We start from the raw sequence: 15,544 nt of genomic DNA, 5'->3' as shown, positions 1-15,544 counted from the left end.
GTCGCGACCAACGGCGTCCCAGGTGGAGGAGTCCCTGTCCGGGGCGCGCCCGCAGACCTTCTGGCTCGACCCCTCTGTGCCGGGGCACGAGGCGCCCGAGGCCGCCCCGCCGGTCGGCGGCGAGTCCGCCGCCGACCTGGCCGTGGTCGGCGGCGGCTACGCCGGGCTGTGGACCGCCCTGCTGGCCAAGGAGCGCGACCCCGGCCGGGACGTGGTGCTCATCGAGGCGCGCACCTGCGGGTGGGCGGCCTCCGGGCGCAACGGCGGCTTCTGCTCCTCCAGCCTCACCCACGGCTTCGGCAACGGCGCCGAGCGCTGGCCCGGGGAGATCGCCGCGCTGGAGCGGATGGGCCGGGAGAACCTCGACGGCATCGAGGAGGCGGTGCGGCGGTACGGCATCGACTGCGAATTCGAGCGCACCGGCGAGATGGCGGTGGCCACCGAGTACTGGCAGCTGGAGGAGCTGGAGGAGGAGGCCGCGGCGCTGGAGGGGCTGGGCCTGGCGCCCGAGGTGCTCACCGCCTCCCAGGTGCGGGCCGAGGTCGACTCGCCCACCTACGTCGGAGGCACGATCGACCGGTCGGCCTGCGCCATGGTGCACCCGGCCAAGCTGGCCCGGGGCCTGCGCGCGGCCTGCCTGCGCTTGGGCGTGCGCATCCACGAGAACTCCCCGGTGCGCTCCGTGCGCCCCTCCCGCGGCGGGCTGCGCCTGGCCGGCGACGGGGGCGCCGTCACCGCCCGCCGCACCGCCTGGGCCACCGGGCCCTTCCCCGGGCCGCTGCGCCGTCTGCGGCACTTCGTGGCCCCGGTCTACGACTACGCCCTGGCGACCGAGCCGCTCACCGCCGAGCAGAAGGCCTCCATCGGCTGGAAGGGGCGGCAGGGGATCGGGGACGCGGCCAACCTGTTCCACTACTACCGGCTCACCGCCGACGACCGGATCCTGTGGGGCGGCCACGACGTGGTCTACCGCTACGGCGGCCGCATCCGCCCCGAGCACGACCAGCGGCCGCAGACCTTCCGCCGCCTGGCCGAGAACTTCTTCACCACCTTCCCGCAGCTGGAGGGGGTGCGGTTCGGGCACTCCTGGGGCGGGGTGATCGACACCTGCAGCCGGTTCTGCGCCTTCTTCGGCACCGCCTACCAGGGGCGGCTGGCCTACACCGCCGGCTACACCGGGCTGGGGGCGGGCGCCACCCGCTTCGGCGCCCAGGTGCTGCTGGACCGGCTGGAGGGAGCCGACACCGAGCGGACCCGGCTGTCGATGGTCCGCGGCAAGCCGATCCCCTTCCCGCCCGAACCCGCCCGATATGCGGGGATCGGGCTGACCCTGCGCGCGACCGCGGCGGCCGACCGCGACCGCGGCCGACGGAACCTGTGGCTGCGCACCCTCGACCGCTTCGGAATGGGCTTCAACAGCTGATCGGGGCGGCGGCCCGCACTCTTGGCAGGTCGCGGGCGGGTGTGCTTCGATTCACACCGGTACTTGCTCGGGGGAGGGGCGAGGACGGTGATGGCTTCGGAGTATCGGACCGGGCGCACACGCAGGACGACCCGAACGGAGGGGGCCGCCGTCGCCGAGGGGGCGGGGCGGGGCGACGGGGGCGGCTGCAGCGTGACGCTGACCCTGCCGCGGGGCTTCGCCTCGTGGCTGACGGGGAGCGATGCGATCCGGGCCCAGGGCGGGGACCCGTTCCACGCCTCGGCCCGCCGCGCGGTCGCCGCGGCGCGCGCCCGGCCCACCGGCGATGTCGACGTCACCTGCGACGTCGGGGGGATCTGCGTGATCGGCGAACAGGCCTACAAGCTCGCGCACACCCCCGGCATCCCGGAGGCGCTCCTGGACGAGGCCCTGGTGACGCTGGAGCGGTTCCATTCGGCGATGGACACCTGGGCCGCCAAGGAGGGCATGTGCGTGGACTGCGGCGGGAGCGGCCGCGCGCCGGACGGCGCCCCGTGCCCCCAGTGCAAGGGCACGGGGCGCATCCCGACGGGGTGGTGACCGTACACGGGTGACCGCGGCCGGTCGTCCCCTCACCCCTCGGCGTCCATGAGGGTGACGAGGCGGGCGAAGGAGCTCTCGGCGAACCCCGCGTCCAAGCCCCGGCGGAACAGGGACAGGACGGCCTCGGGCAGCGCAGTGTCCACCCCGGCGTCGCGGGAGGTCTGCACGACGTGCTCCATGCTGGCGGCGTCCATCGAGATCCGGTCCTCGTCACCGGGGAAGCGGCCCTCGGCGACCGCCGCGGAGGTCCCCTCGAAGAACATCGCCATGTCGTTGCCCTCGATCAGGTACGGCGTGATGGTCTCCACCGGGACGCCTTCGGCGCGGGCGACGGCCAGGGCGTGCAGGTAGCCGGTCATCGTGGTCCAGAACAGGTCGAGCAGGATCTGGTAGTAGACCTGGGCCAGCCCGGGGTCCTCGCCCCGGAAGTCGGTGGCGGTCAGGACCTCCAGGAGCGCCTTGTTCTCCTCGAAGGCGGCACGGTCGCCGCTGTAGAAGCTGAACACGGACGAGGAGCCGATGCCCGGGGCGGGGGACATGACCCCGCCGGTGACGTAACGGGCCCCGTGCCCCTCGGCCCATGCGGCGGCCGCCCGGGACGCCGCCGGGGTGTCCGATCCCAGGTTGAGAATCGTCCGGCCCTTGAGGTCGGACTCCGCCCCCTCCAGCACGCGGTACATGACGGCGTGCTCGGTGAGGCTGAGCAGGACCGGGCCGCCCGCCCGCAGCGCTTCGGCGGGGGAGTCGGCGACGGCCGCCCCGCGCTCGGCGAGCGCCTCGGCCTTGGCCCTGGTGCGGTTCCAGACCGTCAGCTCGTACCCCGCTTCCAGGAGGGCCCCGGCCATGGCCTGTCCCATGGGGCCCAGGCCGATGAGGGTGACGGGGGACTTCTTCGCCTGCGTGTTCGTCATCGTGGTCTCCTCTGCTGCTCCGGGGGTCGGCCCGGTCCGTTGCGATGGGTCCACGTTCGCGGCGGGCGCTACGTATCCGCCGTCAAGGCGCTACCGGTGGCGCTACCGGTCCGCCGGTCGGCCGATACCTTTGCGCCATGCGCTTCGGGGTGCTCGGTCCGGTCACGCTGTGGGACGACGACGGCGGGCGCGTCCTGCTGCCCGGCGCGAAGGTGCGGGCGCTCCTGGCCTCCCTGCTGATCAGGAGGGGCGGGCTCGTGCCGGTCGACACCCTCGTCGACGACGTGTGGGGCGACTCCCCGCCCTCCGACCCCTCCGGGGTGCTCCAGGCCCGGGTGTCGCAGCTGCGCAAGGCGCTGAAGGCCGCGCGCGCGGACATGGGCGGGGACCAGGGGCCCGATCGGGGGCCCGAGGTGGTCTTCCAGGCCCCGGGATACCTTCTCCGGGGCGGAGGGGAGGTCGACGCCGATGTCTTCGAGAGGGAGGCGGACCGTGCGGCGAAGCTGCTGAGGGGGGCCGACGGAGCGGACCCCCGCTCCGCGCTGCGATCGGCGGTACGGGTCCTCGACGATGCGCTGGGGCTGTGGCGGGGGCAGGCCCTGGCGGAGTTCGCCGACGAGCCGTTCGCGCGCGCCGTCGCCGCCCGCCTGGAGGAGCGCAGGCTGACCGCCGTCGAAGACCGGGCCGAGGCGCGGCTGGCCCTGGGGGAGGACGCCGCGCTGGTCGGGGAGTTGCGGTCGCTGTTGGACGCGCACCCGTTCCGCGAACGCCTGCGCGCGGTGCACATGAGGGCGCTGTACCGGTCCGGGCGCCAGAGCGAGGCGCTGGCCTCGTACGAGGAGCTGCGGTCGGCGCTGGCGGAGGAACTGGGGGCCGACCCCGGGCCGGACCTCGCCCACCTGCACGGGGCGGTCCTGCGCCACGATCCGGCGTTGGGGAGACCGGGAAGACCCGAGAAGGGGGAGTCGGGGGGCGCCGTCCCCTCCTCGCCGGGGCCGCGGCTGCGCGGACGGCTGCCCGTGCCGGTCGGCCCGCTCATCGGGCGGGACGGGGAGGCGGCCCGCGTCCGGGCCATGACCGAGTCCGGGCGGCTGACCACGCTGACCGGCCCGGGCGGCGTGGGCAAGACGCGGCTGGCGGTCGAGGCGGCGTCGCAGGTGCGCGGCAGCCGCTTTCCCGGCGGGGCCGTCATGGTGGACCTGGCGCCGCTGGAGCGCGGCGGCGACCCGGCCGTGGCGGCCGCCGCTGCGCTGGGGCTGCGCGATGAGGCGGCCGCCTCCGGCGAGGCCCCCGCCGACCGCGTCGCCGCCGCCCTCGCCGGCGAGCGCGTCCTGGTGCTGCTGGACAACTGCGAACACGTCGCCGACGGGGCCGCGGCGCTGGCCGCGCGGCTGCTGGAGGAGGCGCCGGGCGTGCACCTGCTGGCGACCGGCCGGGAGCCCCTGGGCGTCCCCGGGGAGCGGGTGCGCCCGGTCGCCCCGCTCGGGCTGCCCGCCGCCGGGGCCGCGCCGGACGCCGGGGCGATGGGCAGGACGGGGGCGGTGCGCCTGTTCGCCGAGCGGGCGGCCGCCGCCGTGCCCGACTGGGAGCTGACCGATGGAAACGCCGAGGCCGTGGCCGCGGTCTGCCGCCGCCTGGACGGGATCCCGCTGGCGCTGGAGCTGGCCGCCACCCGCGTTCGGGCGATGAGCGTTCACGAGCTGGCCGAGCGCTTGGACGACCGCTTCCGCGTGCTGTCGGGCGGGCGGCGGGGCGTCCCCGGGCGCCAGCGGACCCTGCGCGCGGTCATCGACTGGAGCTGGGACATGCTCGACGCCGGAGAGCGCGCGCTGCTGCGCCGCCTGTCGGTGTTCCGGGGAGGTTGGACGTTGGCCGCCGCCGAGGAGGTGTGCGGGGATGAGGCGGTGCTCCTCCCGGCGCTGGTGGACCGCTCGCTGGTCACCGCCGACCAGGAGGAGGGGAGGACGCGCTACCGGCTCCTGGAGACGGTGGCGGCCTACGCTCGCGAACGGCTGGTGGAAGCGGGCGAGGACGACCTCTACCGCGTCCGGCACGCGGCCTGCTTCATGCGCTTCGCCGAGCGTGCGGACGCGGAGGTCCGCGGTCCTGAGCAGGGCCGGTGGCTGGGGCTCATGGACGCCGAGGCGGCGAACATCCGCGCGGCGGTCGGTGCGGCGGCGGGGGCGGGCGACGCCGACACGGCGCTGCGCACGGCTGCGGCGACGGCCTGGTACGGGGTGCTGCGCGGCCGGTTGTGTGAGGCACGGGCGCTCTTGGCCTGGGCCCTTGAACCGGTGCCCGCCCCGGAACCCGAGCTGCTGTACGCGGAGGCAATGCACGCCGGCCTCGACCTCCTGAGCGGCGTGTCCGGCGGCCGTGACCCCGCGGCCCTCCGGGTGCGCTTGGAGGGCGCGGTTGAGGCGGCCGACGGGGAGGACGCCCTCCGCCTTCGGAGGGCGCTGTGGTTCCTGGTCTATGCCGAGTGGGGGATGGGTGACCTGGAGGAGGGGGACCGGCGCGCGGAGGCGCTCCTGGCGTCCTTCCGTTCGGCGGGCGACCGGTGGGGGACTGCGGCCGCCCTGGTGGTCGACGCCTGGTGCGCCCAGATCCGGGGAGACCTGGAGCGCCACCGCCGCTCCGCCGAACAGAGCGAACGCCTGTTCCAGGCTGAGGGGGACGGCTGGGGCGTGCTCCAGGCGTCCGACCTTCTGGCGCAGGCGGCCGAGATGCAGGGCGTGTACGGGGAGGCCGAGCACCGCCACCATGAGGACCTGGAGGCCGCCGAGCGCCTGGGGCTGTGGGGCGCGGTCGTGGCACGCCTGTCAGGGCTGGGCAGGATCGCGATGCTGCGTGGGGACCTGGTCGGGGCGCGGCGGTCGCTTGAGCGTGCGCACGCCCTCGCCCTGGAGTGCGGCGACGAGGGCGGACGGGAGTTCGCCGACGCCGGCCTCGCGCTGGTGGCCCGCAGGGACGGGCTGCTTGAGGAGGCGGAGCGCAGGGCCCAGGCGTCCATCGCGCGCAATCGTGAGGCCCAGGGGGCGATCGGGCTGGCGTTCATCGAGGCCCAGCTGGGGTACGCGGCCGAGCAGCGCGGGGACGCGCAGGCGGCGCTGGCCCATCAGCGGCAGGGACTGGAGCGGGCCCAGGAGACCCGGGACCCGCGCGCGGTCGCCCTTGCACTGGAGGGGCTGGCGGGGGCGCTCTCGCTGTCCGGGGAGTACCAGGAGGCGGGCGCCCTGCTGGGCGAGGCCGAAGCCCACAGGCTGTGGACGGGCGTCCCGCTTCCCGAACCGGAGCGCTTCGACGTACGGCGGGCCGAAGAACGCATCCGGTCCGCCCTCGGTGACACCGGCTTCGCCCGAGCGCTGGCCCGGGGGCGTTCCCGCGGGGCCGACCGCGGGACGGCGGGGAGCGCCACAGGGGTAGCGGGAACCTCAGCAAAAGGAAGCCTCCACGCCTCGGACGGTGCCGTCTGACATCCGTCACCATCGTTCCGATCGTGAGAGTCAGCCGGGGCGGGTGACATCGGTCTCTAGTCATTTCGAGGCGTCGACGGCGACCATGGGTGTTCTGCCGTACACGGCGACGTGCGGCGGGTCCTGCCGGGCCGACTGCCGGAACACGCCGGCCCGGAATCGGCGGGGCCGGGAGGACGGCCCGGTCCCGCCGCGGAGTTCCCGGCGGTGTCCTGAACGAGGCGAACTGCGTGGGCCCGCTCCGAAGCCCCCGAGGAGACGTACCCCTGACAAGCCGTCCCAGGAGACCGGCGGCCCCTCACCGACGGGGAACGGCCGTCGCAGGAGCCATGCCCCGATTTCTCCTTTCCGCCCCTGGGGATGGAACATCGGACCATGCTCGGAACCCGTGAGGCCCGCCGCGACGGCCGCGGGGCGGAAACGGCCTCCCCACGGCTCGACCGGCGTGTGCGGACCGCCCAATGGGTGGCCTTCTCCATGCTGTGCTTCACCTCGATCCAGATCCTGCTGTACGCGGCGATCGCCCTCACCGTCCCCGCCTTCCTCGCGGACACCGACATCCGGTGGCAGGACGTCGCGGGCATCGCAGGGTCGGTGGCCCTGGCCGGGCTCACCCTCTGGAAGCTGGTGGTGAGGGTCTTCTCCGGGGCCCTTCCCTCCCCCTGGCTCTACTGGTCCTCCTTCGCGCTGCTCCTCTTCGTGATGTGGGCCCTCGGGCTCTGGTTCTGGACCCTGATGCTGATGGGCGCCTGGTGGGCGGCGGCCTACCTGTGCGCGCGGCGAAAGGCGCTGTGGTCGACCACGGCGGTGCTCCTCGTGGCGCCGTGGGCGCTGGCGGCCTGGTACGAGTACTCCGCCGGCGGGGTGGCCTGGGGGGAGGTCGCCCTGGTGTGGGGACTCGCGGTCGTCTACGCGCCGCTCGCGATGAGCGGCAACCTCGCCTCCGTCTGGCTGTACGAGCTGGCCCGCGACGCCTTCGCCGGCCGGGAGGCGCAGGCGCGGCTGGCGGTGAGCGAGGAGCGGCTGCGCTTCGCCCGGGACATGCACGACCTACTGGGCCACAGCCTGTCCGGCATGACGGTCAAGAGCGAGCTGGCGGCCCGGCTGACCGACAGGGGCGACCCGTCCGCCGCCGCCGGGCAGATGCGCGAGGTGCAGTCGGCGGCGCGAACCGCGCTGCGCGAGATGCGCGGAGCCGTGTCCGGGTACCGCGAACTGGACCTGGCCCAGGAGCTGGACACCGTCCGCGGAGTGCTGGCGGCCTCCGGGATCGCGGTGACGGTGCGGGGCGGCCCGGAGGCGGTCCCGGACAACGTGCGCGGACCCGCCGCGTGGGTGGTGCGGGAAGGGGCGACGAACGTGGTCCGGCACAGTGAGGCCGAGCGGTGCACCGTCGTGCTGCGGCGCGAAGGGGCACAGGTGGTCGTAGAGGTGCGCAACGACGGCGCGCCCCGGGCGGTCGAAGGGGCAGGCCCGGCCGGGACCCCGCAGGGCAACGGGATCACCGGCCTGACCGAACGCGTCGCGGCGGTCGGCGGCACCCTGGAGGCCGGGCCGAGCGGCGGGGACGGGTTCCTGCTGAGGGCCGTCCTGCCGGTGGCCGAGACGGAGGCCCCGTCGGGGCAGGCCGCGCCGGTCCGCGGCTGACGGCGGGCGAACGGGAAGGGGTGGCGCCGTGGGCGCCCGGAGAGACGTGGTGGACGACCCCCGCTGGAGGACGGCGCGGTGGATCGTCTTCGGCACGCTCGCGTTCGTCGCCTTGACCATCGCGGTATTCACCTTCCGTACGGCGATCGCGGTCGGGGACGACATCGCCCTGTGGCGGCGGATCGCGGCGGTGGTGCTGTGCGTGCCGCTGGCCGCCCTGTCGATCCTCATGGTGTGGCGGCGGGTGAGCGGTGAGGGGCCGGTGAAGGCCCTGTTCTGGACCACGGCGCTTCTCCTGGCCGCAGAACTGGCCGCCCTCGACATGTGGGTCGGCACGGCCATGGTCGCCGGGGCATGGTGGGCGGCGGCGGGGGTGGCCAACCCCGCCGCGCGCATGGCCGCCCCCACTGCGGTGCTGCTGGCCGCGCCCTGGGTGCGGGCCCTGTTCTTCGACGAGCCCGACTGGGGCCTGGTGGCGGCGCTGGCCGTCCTCGGGGTCGCCATGGCGCTGCTCCTGCTCAGCGGCCACGTCGCCCTGCTGTTCCTCTGGGATCTGGCGGGTGCGGCGGCCGCGGGGACCCGGGCGCGGGCGCGGCTGGCGGTGAGCGAGGAGCGGCTGCGCTTCGCCCGGGACATGCACGACCTGCTGGGGCACCGCCTGACCGGCATCGCCGTCAGCAGTGAGCTGGCGGCGCGACTGGCCGAGCGCGCGCCCGAGCAGGCGGCCGACCGTATGCGCGAGGTGCAGGCGGCGTCCCGGGAGGCGCTGCGCGAGATGCGTGGCGCCGTGTCCGGGTACCGCGAGCTGGACCTGGCCCAGGAGCTGGACGCCGCCCGGGGCGTCCTGTCCTCCTCGGGGACCCGGTGCACGGTGGAGGGGGCGCCGCAGGACGTGCCCGAGGCGCTGCGCCCGCTCGCCGCGTGGGTGGTGCGGGAAGGGGCGACGAACGTGGTCCGGCACAGTGAGGCCGAGCGGTGCACGGTCGTTCTGCGGCGCGAGGACGGGCGGTCGGTCGTGGAGGTGCGCAACGACGGCGTACCGGGAACGCCTTGGGGAGAGGGATCGGCCGCCCCGGCACCGGGCAACGGGATCACCGGTCTGACCGAACGCGTCGCGGCGGCGGGCGGTACCCTGACCGCGGCACGCGCCGGGGACGGGGACTTTCTGCTTCGCGCCGTCCTCCCGGACCCTGCGGACGGCACGGACTGTGCAGGCGGTGCAGAGGGTGCGGACGCGGCGGGCCCAGCCGCGGCCGAGGACGGGGACGGGGACAGGGAGTGAACACGTGATCCGCATCGTTCTGGCCGACGACGAGCACCTGGTGCGCGGGGCCATCGCCGCGCTGCTCGGCCTGGAGGAGGATCTGGAGATCGTCGCCCAGGTGGGCCGCGGCGACGAGGTGGAGGCCGCCGTCGCCGAGCACGCCGCCGACATCGCGGTGCTCGACATCGAGATGCCCGGGGCGACCGGGCTGGAGGTCGCAGGGCGGCTGGCTCGGTCCGCGCCCCGCTGCGGTGTGCTGGTGCTGACCAGCTTCGGCCGCCCGGGCTACCTGCGCCGGGCCCTGGACGCGGGCGCCCGCGGGTTCGTGGCCAAGGACGCTCCCGTCGACGAGCTGGCCGGGGCGATCCGCAAGGTGCACGCCGGGGGCCGCTACATCGACACCGAGCTCGCCGCCGCCGCGATGACCAGCGGGGACAACCCGCTGACGCCCCGGGAGGCCGAGGTGCTGAACGCAGCGGCGGGCGGTCTGCAGGTCGCCGAGATCGCCGCGAGCATCCACCTGACCGAGGGGACGGTGCGCAACTACCTCTCGTCGGCCATCACCAAGACGGGCGCCAACAACCGCCTCGGGGCCATCCGCAAGGCCCAGGAGATGGGCTGGCTCTAGCGTCCTCAGCGCCCCGCTCCGCTGCACCGCCCGACGTTCCTGTTCGGCTCGGCCTTGGGAGCGGCGGCGCCGACCGGACAGGGGCCGCCACCTTCCCGACGTGGCCGGGACTCTGCCTTGCGCTGCGAGGGGCCTTCACAGCCTCTGCCTCGCCACGCCGTCCGCGCCCAGACGCCCGGTAGGGCCGTGCCTCACGGCTCGTAGCGGACGAAGCGGGCCGCCCCCGCCGCCAGGGCCGCCGCCGTGTAGGCGGCCAGGACGGCGAACCCGACCAGGGCCGACCCCTCCTCTCCGTAGGAGCTCCCTCCGGCCATCAGGTTGCCCGCCCCTCCCGGCAGGTAGGCCGATGCCTCGGGCAGGTCGGCGGTGTTCAGCACGATCCCCGCGATCGGCTCCACCAGCAGCGTGAACACCAGCGCCAAGGTCACGGCCAACGCCTGGTTCCGCAGCAGCGCGCCCAGGCTCACGCCGATCAGGCCCCACAGGGCCAGCGCCCCGAACGACCCGGCCAGCGTGGCCACCACGTCCCCGTCGGTCAGGAACGGGCCGTCCCCGTTGGCCGCGAACACCGCCGCGCCCACCGCGACCGTGACCGCCATGGCGGCCGCCGCCCCCACCGCCGACACCGCGGCGCCGCCCAGCACCTTGGCCGCGTACACCGCGCCCCGGCGCGGCTCGGCCAGGAGCGTCTGCACGATGGTGCGCGTGTGGTACTCCCGCGTCACCAGCAGCGTCCCCACCACCATCGGGATGACGTACACGGTCGCCGCCGGCTGCCGGTAGAGCATCTGCGCGCTCTCCGCCGCCCCCGGCGCCATGCCCGGGTAGTCCAGGCCGTAGCCCGCGAACAGCAGCGCCGCCGCCAGACCCGCGCACAGCGCCACGAGCACGGCCATCAGCCACCACGTCGAGCGGGTGGTCGTCAGCTTCCGGATCTCCGATCCGATCAGGGCGGTCATGCCGAGCCTCCGTCCGCGTCGCCGGTGAGCATCAGAAAGGCGGACTCCAGGGTGCACCGGTCGGACCGGACCCCCTCCGCCGCGGCCTCCGCCCCCTCCAGGGCGGCCACCGCCTCGCGCTCGGGGGCGCCGACCCACACCCGCTCGTCGGGCAGCACCCGCGCCCGGTGGCCGGCCGCCTCGACCGCCGCGCGCACCCGCCCGTGGTCGCCGGGGCGCGCGGTCAGCACGCACTGCCCCTCGTGCAGCAGCCCCTCCAGCGGCCCCTCGTGCACGAGGCGCCCGCCGTCCAGCAGCACCACGTCGTCCACGGTCTGCTCCATCTCCCCGAGCAGGTGGCTGGAGAGCAGCACCGCCCCGCCCTGCGCGGCGAACTCCCGCAGGAAGCGGCGCAGCCACAGCATCCCCGCCGGGTCCAGGCCGTTCGCGGGCTCGTCGAGCACCAGCAGCTCCGGCTCTCCCAGCAGGGCCGTCGCCAGCGCCAGCCGCTGCCGCATCCCCGTGGAGTAGCCGCCGACGCGGCGCCGCGCCGCCTCGGCGAGCCCCACCAGCTCCAGCACCTCCTCCACCCGCTCCGGGGCGCACCCCGCCGGCCCGGCGCTGCACCGCAGGTGGTCGCGGCCGGTCCGGCCGGGGACGAACGCCCCCTCCTCCAGGGCGGCGCCGACCCGCCGCGCCGGGGCGCGCAGCTCCCGGTAGGGGCGCCCGAACACCCCGGCGCCGCCCGCGTCCGGGCGGACCAGCCCGAAGACCATGCGCAGGGTGGTGCTCTTACCGGCGCCGTTGGGGCCGAGGAACCCGGTCACCCGGCCCCGCGCCACCGTGAACGACACCCCGTCCACCACGCGGCGGCCCCCGTAGGACTTGGCGAGCCCCCGCACGGTGACCACCTCCTCCTCCGGGCGCGTGTCCGCTCCCCGGTCCGGCTCCCGCTCCGGGGCCCGTGCTCCCACCGCCACCGCGGCCTCCTCTCCTCGCGGCCCTCGCAGGCCGCGTCCGTCGAACGGCAGGACCCTACGGCCGGGTCCAGCGGAGGGCCCCGGCCCGGCTCCGGCGCCCGGCGGAGGGAGCCGGAACGGCGGTGCAGGTCAGGCGCGGGCGGTCGGCGGAACCCGGGACATCTGTCACGGGCGGGGCGGTGACGCGTCTCAGACCGGGCCGGTGACGCAGGGGACTGGGCGCCTTCCGGAGCGCGGGGCCCCGTGCGGCACCTCCCGTGCCAATTGTCACGACCGCCCGGTGACACCGGCGACTACCTGCGACGGACCGCCGGGCGGGAGAGTGGGGCCGTGTCGACGGGACGACGCTGCGAGGACGAGGGAGGACCGATGGCGGCGCTGGACGACAAGGCCTTGCGCCGGGCGAGGGGGATCCTGCTCGGGATCTACGGGGCCGTGGTCCCCGGACTGCCCGTGGTGCTGCTGTTCGGCGTCCACAACGCCTACGACGGCTTCGACAAGGGCTTCCCCGAGCTGTGGCGCTACATCGCCGCCGCAGCCCTGAGCGCGGTCCTCGGTGTGTACGTGCTGCTCCTGGGCGCGATCAGGTTCGGGCGCCGCGGGCGGGGTTCCGACGGGCGCACCTACTACACGGCCTATGCCCTGCTGTCGGGCGTCTTCCTGCTGGCCGCCCCGTACCACGTGCGGGACCCGCAGTTCTTCACCGGAATGCTCCTGGGCATCTGGTGGTCGGCGGTCGCCCTGTCGCTGCCGCGGCGGCGCGTGCACGCCGCGTTCATGGCCGCGCCCCTCGTCCTGGTCCCCGTCGCCGCCGCCCCGTTCACCACCGACGGCGAGTGGGGCGTCATGGCCGCCCAGGCGGTGGGGCTCGTGTGGGCGGCCCTCCTGGGGGCCGTGTTTTTCTACGGCCTGAACTCCGGGCTGATGACGCTGTGGGACCTGTTCGAGCAGGCGGTCGAGGGCCGGGAGATGCGCGCGCGGCTTGCGGCCAGCGAGGAGCGCCTGCGGATCGCCCGGGACATGCACGACATCCTCGGGCACAGCCTGTCGGGGATCGCGGTCAAGAGCCAGCTGGCGTCCCGCCTGGTCGACCGCGACCCGGGGGCCGCCAAGGAGGAGATGGCGTCGGTGCAGACGGCGGCCCGGCAGGCGCTGGCCGAGGTGCGGTCCGCCGTCGCCGGCTACCGGGAGGCGGACCTGGCGGCCGAGGCGCGGTCGGTGTGCGAGGCACTGCGGGCGGCGGGCGCCGACTGCTCGGTGGACATCGCCGAGGACGTGCCCGCCCGGCTCACCGGACCGGCGGCCTGGGTGGTGCGGGAGGCGGGAACCAACGCCCTTCGGCACAGCGACGCCCGCCGGTTCAGCGTCGCGGTGCGGCGCGAGGGCGGGGCGCTGGTGGTGGAGGCGGCCAACGACGGCGTGCCGCGCGGGGCGGGCGCGCCCGGCGGCGGCAGCGGGCTGGCCGGGATGCGCGAACGCGTGGCCGAGGCCGGGGGCGCCCTGGCCGCCGGCCCCGACGGCGCCGGCGGCTTCCTGGTCCGCGCCGAGTTCCCGGACGGGACCGGGGCGGACGGGGCCCCGGCCACGGGCACGGCGGAGAGGGGCCTCGCGTGATCAGGATCGTTCTGGCCGACGACGAGCACCTGGTGCGCGGGGCGGTCGCCGCGCTGCTCGGCATGGAGGAGGACCTGCAGGTCGTCGCCCAGGTGGGGCGCGGCGACGAGGTCGCGGGCGCGGTCGCCGAGCACGGGGCCGACGTCGCCGTGGTGGACATCGAGATGCCGGGCGTCACCGGGATCGAGGCCGCCGCGCAGGTGGCCGGGCGCAGCCCCGGCTGCGGGGTGCTGGTGCTGACGGGCTTCGGCCGCCCGGGCCACCTGCGCCGGGCCCTGGACGCGGGTGTGCGGGGGTTCCTGGGCAAGGACGCCCCGGTGGACGAGCTGGCCGACGCGGTCCGCGCGGTCCACGCGGGCGGCAGGAGCATCGACGCGGCCCTGGCCGCCACGGCGCTGATGGCGGGCGACAACCCCCTGACCCCGCGCGAGGCCGACGTGCTCCGGGCCGCGGCCGACGGCCGCACGGTGGCGGACATGGCCGCCGAACTGGGCCTGGCCCGCGGGACGGTGCGCAACCACCTGTCCTCCGCCATCGGGAAGACCGGAGCGGCCACCCGCCACGAGGCGGTGCATCGGGCCGACGAGATGGGCTGGCTGTGAGCCGGACAGATCAGGGGAGGTCGTCCTCGTCCAGCCCGGCTTCCGCGAGGATCGATTTCTGAGTGCCGATACGAAGCGGGTCGCGTCCGAGCGGCACGACGACCGTCCGCCCGGCACGCCGCATCTTGTAGTGGTCGCCTCGAGTGGACACGTGGTCGAACCCCGCCTTTTACAGCAGCTTGATCAGCTCCTTGCTGGACAGGCGCTTCGCGCGAGGGCTCATGCGCTCAGCCGGATGGCGAACGGGACGACCGCGGCCTCGGGGTGGATGAGGTCGAAATCGACGTCCTCGTCTTCGTAGTAGAGTTCGACGGCCTCTTGGATGTTCTTCAGGGCCTCTTCGTAGGTGTCGCCCTCGGTCGTCACACCGTTCTCGACACCTTGGATGACGAAGCCGTCCTCCTCCGGCCAGATCCTCGCCGTAAGTCGCAACGTCCCTGGCGGTGGCATGGAGCCTCCTCGATCAGGTGGACGAATTCCAGGATAGGAGCTACTCGGCTCTGGCAAGGGGTGAACATGGAGCCCATCGACATCGAGCGTCTGGCCGAGGAGTTCGACACGAGCGACCAGAGCGCCTCGATCCTGCGGTCCGAGCCTGGGACGCCGTCCGATGTGATCCCCACGGTGAGCATCCCGGTCGCCTTTCCCGAACCCCTGCTCGACGAGATCCGGCGGCTCGCCGACCGGCGGCAGGTCGGCGTCGATCGGCTTCTGCGCGAATGGGCTGAGGCCGGTCTCCGGCGGCAGGGCACAGGCGCCTGACCGGAAGAGGGGCGGGAGACCTCCGGCCGCCCCCTACCTATGAGTCGCGAGAGTACTACCGGCTTCAGCCGGTAGGTGAATCGCCCCACCACCCTCCCGGAACCGGCCCGGGTCGCTGCTGCTGGATGTAGCGCTTGACCACGGCTAGCGGAGCACCACCGCACGATCCCGCGAAGTACGACCCCGACCAGAACCGCCCGTGCATGATGTTGCGGTTCACCTGGTAGGTGAACTCCCGCCGAAGATAGCGAGAGCTAACGCCCTTCAAGCTGTTCACCAGCCTCGAAAGGGCAATCTTCGGCGGGTAGTGCACCAGGAGGTGGACGTGGTCGCGCTCGCCGTTGAACCGCTTCAGCTCCGCATCGAAGTCGGTGCACACGTCGCGCATGATCTCCTCGCAGCGCGTCAGCATCTCGGGCGTGAACACCTCGCGCCGGTACTTCGTGACGAAAACCAAGTGAGCGTGAAGGTTGTAGGCAACGTGTGCGCCCCGGCGTACATCGGGACTCTGTTCCCATCGTGGTGACATGAACCAAAGGCACGATGCGCCTTGGGTATGAGGAGGTGGCACGTGAAGCGCGAACGCGGCCACAAGGCACGTCTGTACCCCGACTCTGACCAGCTCTTGGCGCTGGAAGGCCAGGGGCATGCGTCGCGTGCCGTGTGGAACTGTTTCGTTCCGGGTGTGATGGAGGCTCTCAACCCTGGGAAGGATGA

General features: G+C 74.6%; 15 protein-coding genes and 1 pseudogene. 10 read left to right on the top strand and 6 right to left on the bottom strand.

Translation table 11 applies throughout. The features are described 5' to 3' along the window. The first annotated feature begins 22 nt into the window (after nucleotides 1-22). Both C892_RS0103620 and C892_RS0103615 read left to right on the top strand, forming a co-directional pair. The gene (locus C892_RS0103620) at nucleotides 23-1,423 is read left to right on the top strand and encodes an NAD(P)/FAD-dependent oxidoreductase (protein ID WP_017556108.1); all 1,401 of its coding nucleotides are present in this window, start codon (nucleotides 23-25) and stop codon (nucleotides 1,421-1,423) included. Between the two features lie 90 nt (nucleotides 1,424-1,513). Continuing rightward, a complete protein-coding gene (locus tag C892_RS0103615; RefSeq protein ID WP_017538738.1) occupies nucleotides 1,514-2,002 on the top strand; it encodes a hypothetical protein in 489 nt (162 codons plus the stop codon). A gap of 32 nt (nucleotides 2,003-2,034) precedes the next feature. Here the strand turns inward: C892_RS0103615 and C892_RS0103610 are convergent, their stop codons facing one another. After that, nucleotides 2,035-2,916, bottom strand: coding sequence for an NAD(P)-dependent oxidoreductase (locus C892_RS0103610; protein WP_017556106.1), 882 nt, complete (start codon nucleotides 2,914-2,916; stop codon nucleotides 2,035-2,037). A gap of 137 nt (nucleotides 2,917-3,053) precedes the next feature. On the opposite strand from C892_RS0103610, the gene C892_RS28515 reads away from it, so the two are divergent. The 4 genes from C892_RS28515 to C892_RS0103590 all read left to right on the top strand — a co-directional run bounded on the left by C892_RS28515 (nucleotide 3,054) and on the right by C892_RS0103590 (nucleotide 9,931). Beyond that, a complete protein-coding gene (locus tag C892_RS28515; protein WP_017556105.1) occupies nucleotides 3,054-6,392 on the top strand; it encodes an AfsR/SARP family transcriptional regulator in 3,339 nt (1,112 codons plus the stop codon). A 375-nt stretch (nucleotides 6,393-6,767) separates the two neighbouring features. Continuing rightward, nucleotides 6,768-8,039 (top strand): sensor histidine kinase, encoded by a 1,272-nt coding sequence (locus C892_RS0103600; protein ID WP_017556104.1) that lies wholly within the window; start codon nucleotides 6,768-6,770, stop codon nucleotides 8,037-8,039. Nucleotides 8,040-8,067: 28 nt separating this feature from the next. Further along, a complete protein-coding gene (locus C892_RS0103595) occupies nucleotides 8,068-9,321 on the top strand; it encodes a sensor histidine kinase (protein WP_040685260.1) in 1,254 nt (417 codons plus the stop codon). Between the two features lie 4 nt (nucleotides 9,322-9,325). Continuing rightward, the gene (locus C892_RS0103590) at nucleotides 9,326-9,931 is read left to right on the top strand and encodes a response regulator transcription factor (RefSeq protein ID WP_017556102.1); all 606 of its coding nucleotides are present in this window, start codon (nucleotides 9,326-9,328) and stop codon (nucleotides 9,929-9,931) included. 191 nt (nucleotides 9,932-10,122) lie between these two features. Here the strand turns inward: C892_RS0103590 and C892_RS0103585 are convergent, their stop codons facing one another. Further along, the gene (locus tag C892_RS0103585) at nucleotides 10,123-10,890 is read right to left on the bottom strand and encodes an ABC transporter permease subunit (RefSeq protein WP_017556101.1); all 768 of its coding nucleotides are present in this window, start codon (nucleotides 10,888-10,890) and stop codon (nucleotides 10,123-10,125) included. Continuing rightward, entirely contained in the window at nucleotides 10,887-11,849 is a 963-nt protein-coding gene (locus C892_RS0103580; protein WP_017556100.1) for an ABC transporter ATP-binding protein, read from the bottom strand. Before C892_RS0103580 ends, C892_RS0103585 begins: the two co-directional genes overlap by 4 nt. A gap of 330 nt (nucleotides 11,850-12,179) precedes the next feature. Here C892_RS0103580 and C892_RS0103575 point away from each other — a divergent pair, with 330 nt between their 5' ends. Together C892_RS0103575 and C892_RS0103570 are read left to right on the top strand one after the other, a co-directional pair. Beyond that, nucleotides 12,180-13,463 carry a sensor histidine kinase gene (locus C892_RS0103575; protein ID WP_239647251.1) on the top strand — a complete coding sequence of 428 codons (1,284 nt, stop codon included), beginning with the start codon at nucleotides 12,180-12,182 and terminating at the stop codon, nucleotides 13,461-13,463. Beyond that, nucleotides 13,460-14,065, top strand: coding sequence for a response regulator transcription factor (locus tag C892_RS0103570; protein WP_017556098.1), 606 nt, complete (start codon nucleotides 13,460-13,462; stop codon nucleotides 14,063-14,065). Before C892_RS0103575 ends, C892_RS0103570 begins: the two co-directional genes overlap by 4 nt. Nucleotides 14,066-14,075: 10 nt before the next feature. On the opposite strand, the pseudogene C892_RS32770 reads toward C892_RS0103570, so the two are convergent. Continuing rightward, nucleotides 14,076-14,222 (bottom strand): annotated as a pseudogene (locus C892_RS32770) (type II toxin-antitoxin system HicA family toxin); the annotation flags it as partial. Nucleotides 14,223-14,284: 62 nt separating this feature from the next. Further along, nucleotides 14,285-14,515, bottom strand: a complete 231-nt coding sequence (locus C892_RS32840; protein ID WP_449406513.1) for a type II toxin-antitoxin system HicB family antitoxin — start codon at nucleotides 14,513-14,515, stop codon at nucleotides 14,285-14,287. Between the two features lie 66 nt (nucleotides 14,516-14,581). Here C892_RS32840 and C892_RS0103560 point away from each other — a divergent pair, with 66 nt between their 5' ends. Then, on the top strand, nucleotides 14,582-14,827 hold the full coding sequence (locus tag C892_RS0103560) for a hypothetical protein (RefSeq protein ID WP_017556096.1): 246 nt from the start codon (nucleotides 14,582-14,584) through the stop codon (nucleotides 14,825-14,827). A 64-nt stretch (nucleotides 14,828-14,891) separates the two neighbouring features. Here C892_RS0103560 and tnpA read toward each other — a convergent pair whose 3' ends face one another. After that, a complete protein-coding gene (gene tnpA / locus C892_RS0103555; protein WP_083934323.1) occupies nucleotides 14,892-15,356 on the bottom strand; it encodes an IS200/IS605 family transposase in 465 nt (154 codons plus the stop codon). A 27-nt stretch (nucleotides 15,357-15,383) separates the two neighbouring features. Here tnpA and C892_RS32720 point away from each other — a divergent pair. After that, a partial coding sequence (locus C892_RS32720; RefSeq protein WP_338040834.1) for a helix-turn-helix domain-containing protein occupies nucleotides 15,384-15,544 on the top strand: 161 nt, incomplete at its 3' end.

Origin of the sequence: Nocardiopsis baichengensis YIM 90130, assembly GCF_000341205.1 — a bacterium.
Classification (GTDB): domain Bacteria; phylum Actinomycetota; class Actinomycetes; order Streptosporangiales; family Streptosporangiaceae; genus Nocardiopsis_A; species Nocardiopsis_A halophila.
Note: the sequence above shows the minus strand (reverse complement) of the source record. Positions and strands in the feature narration are given on the sequence as shown.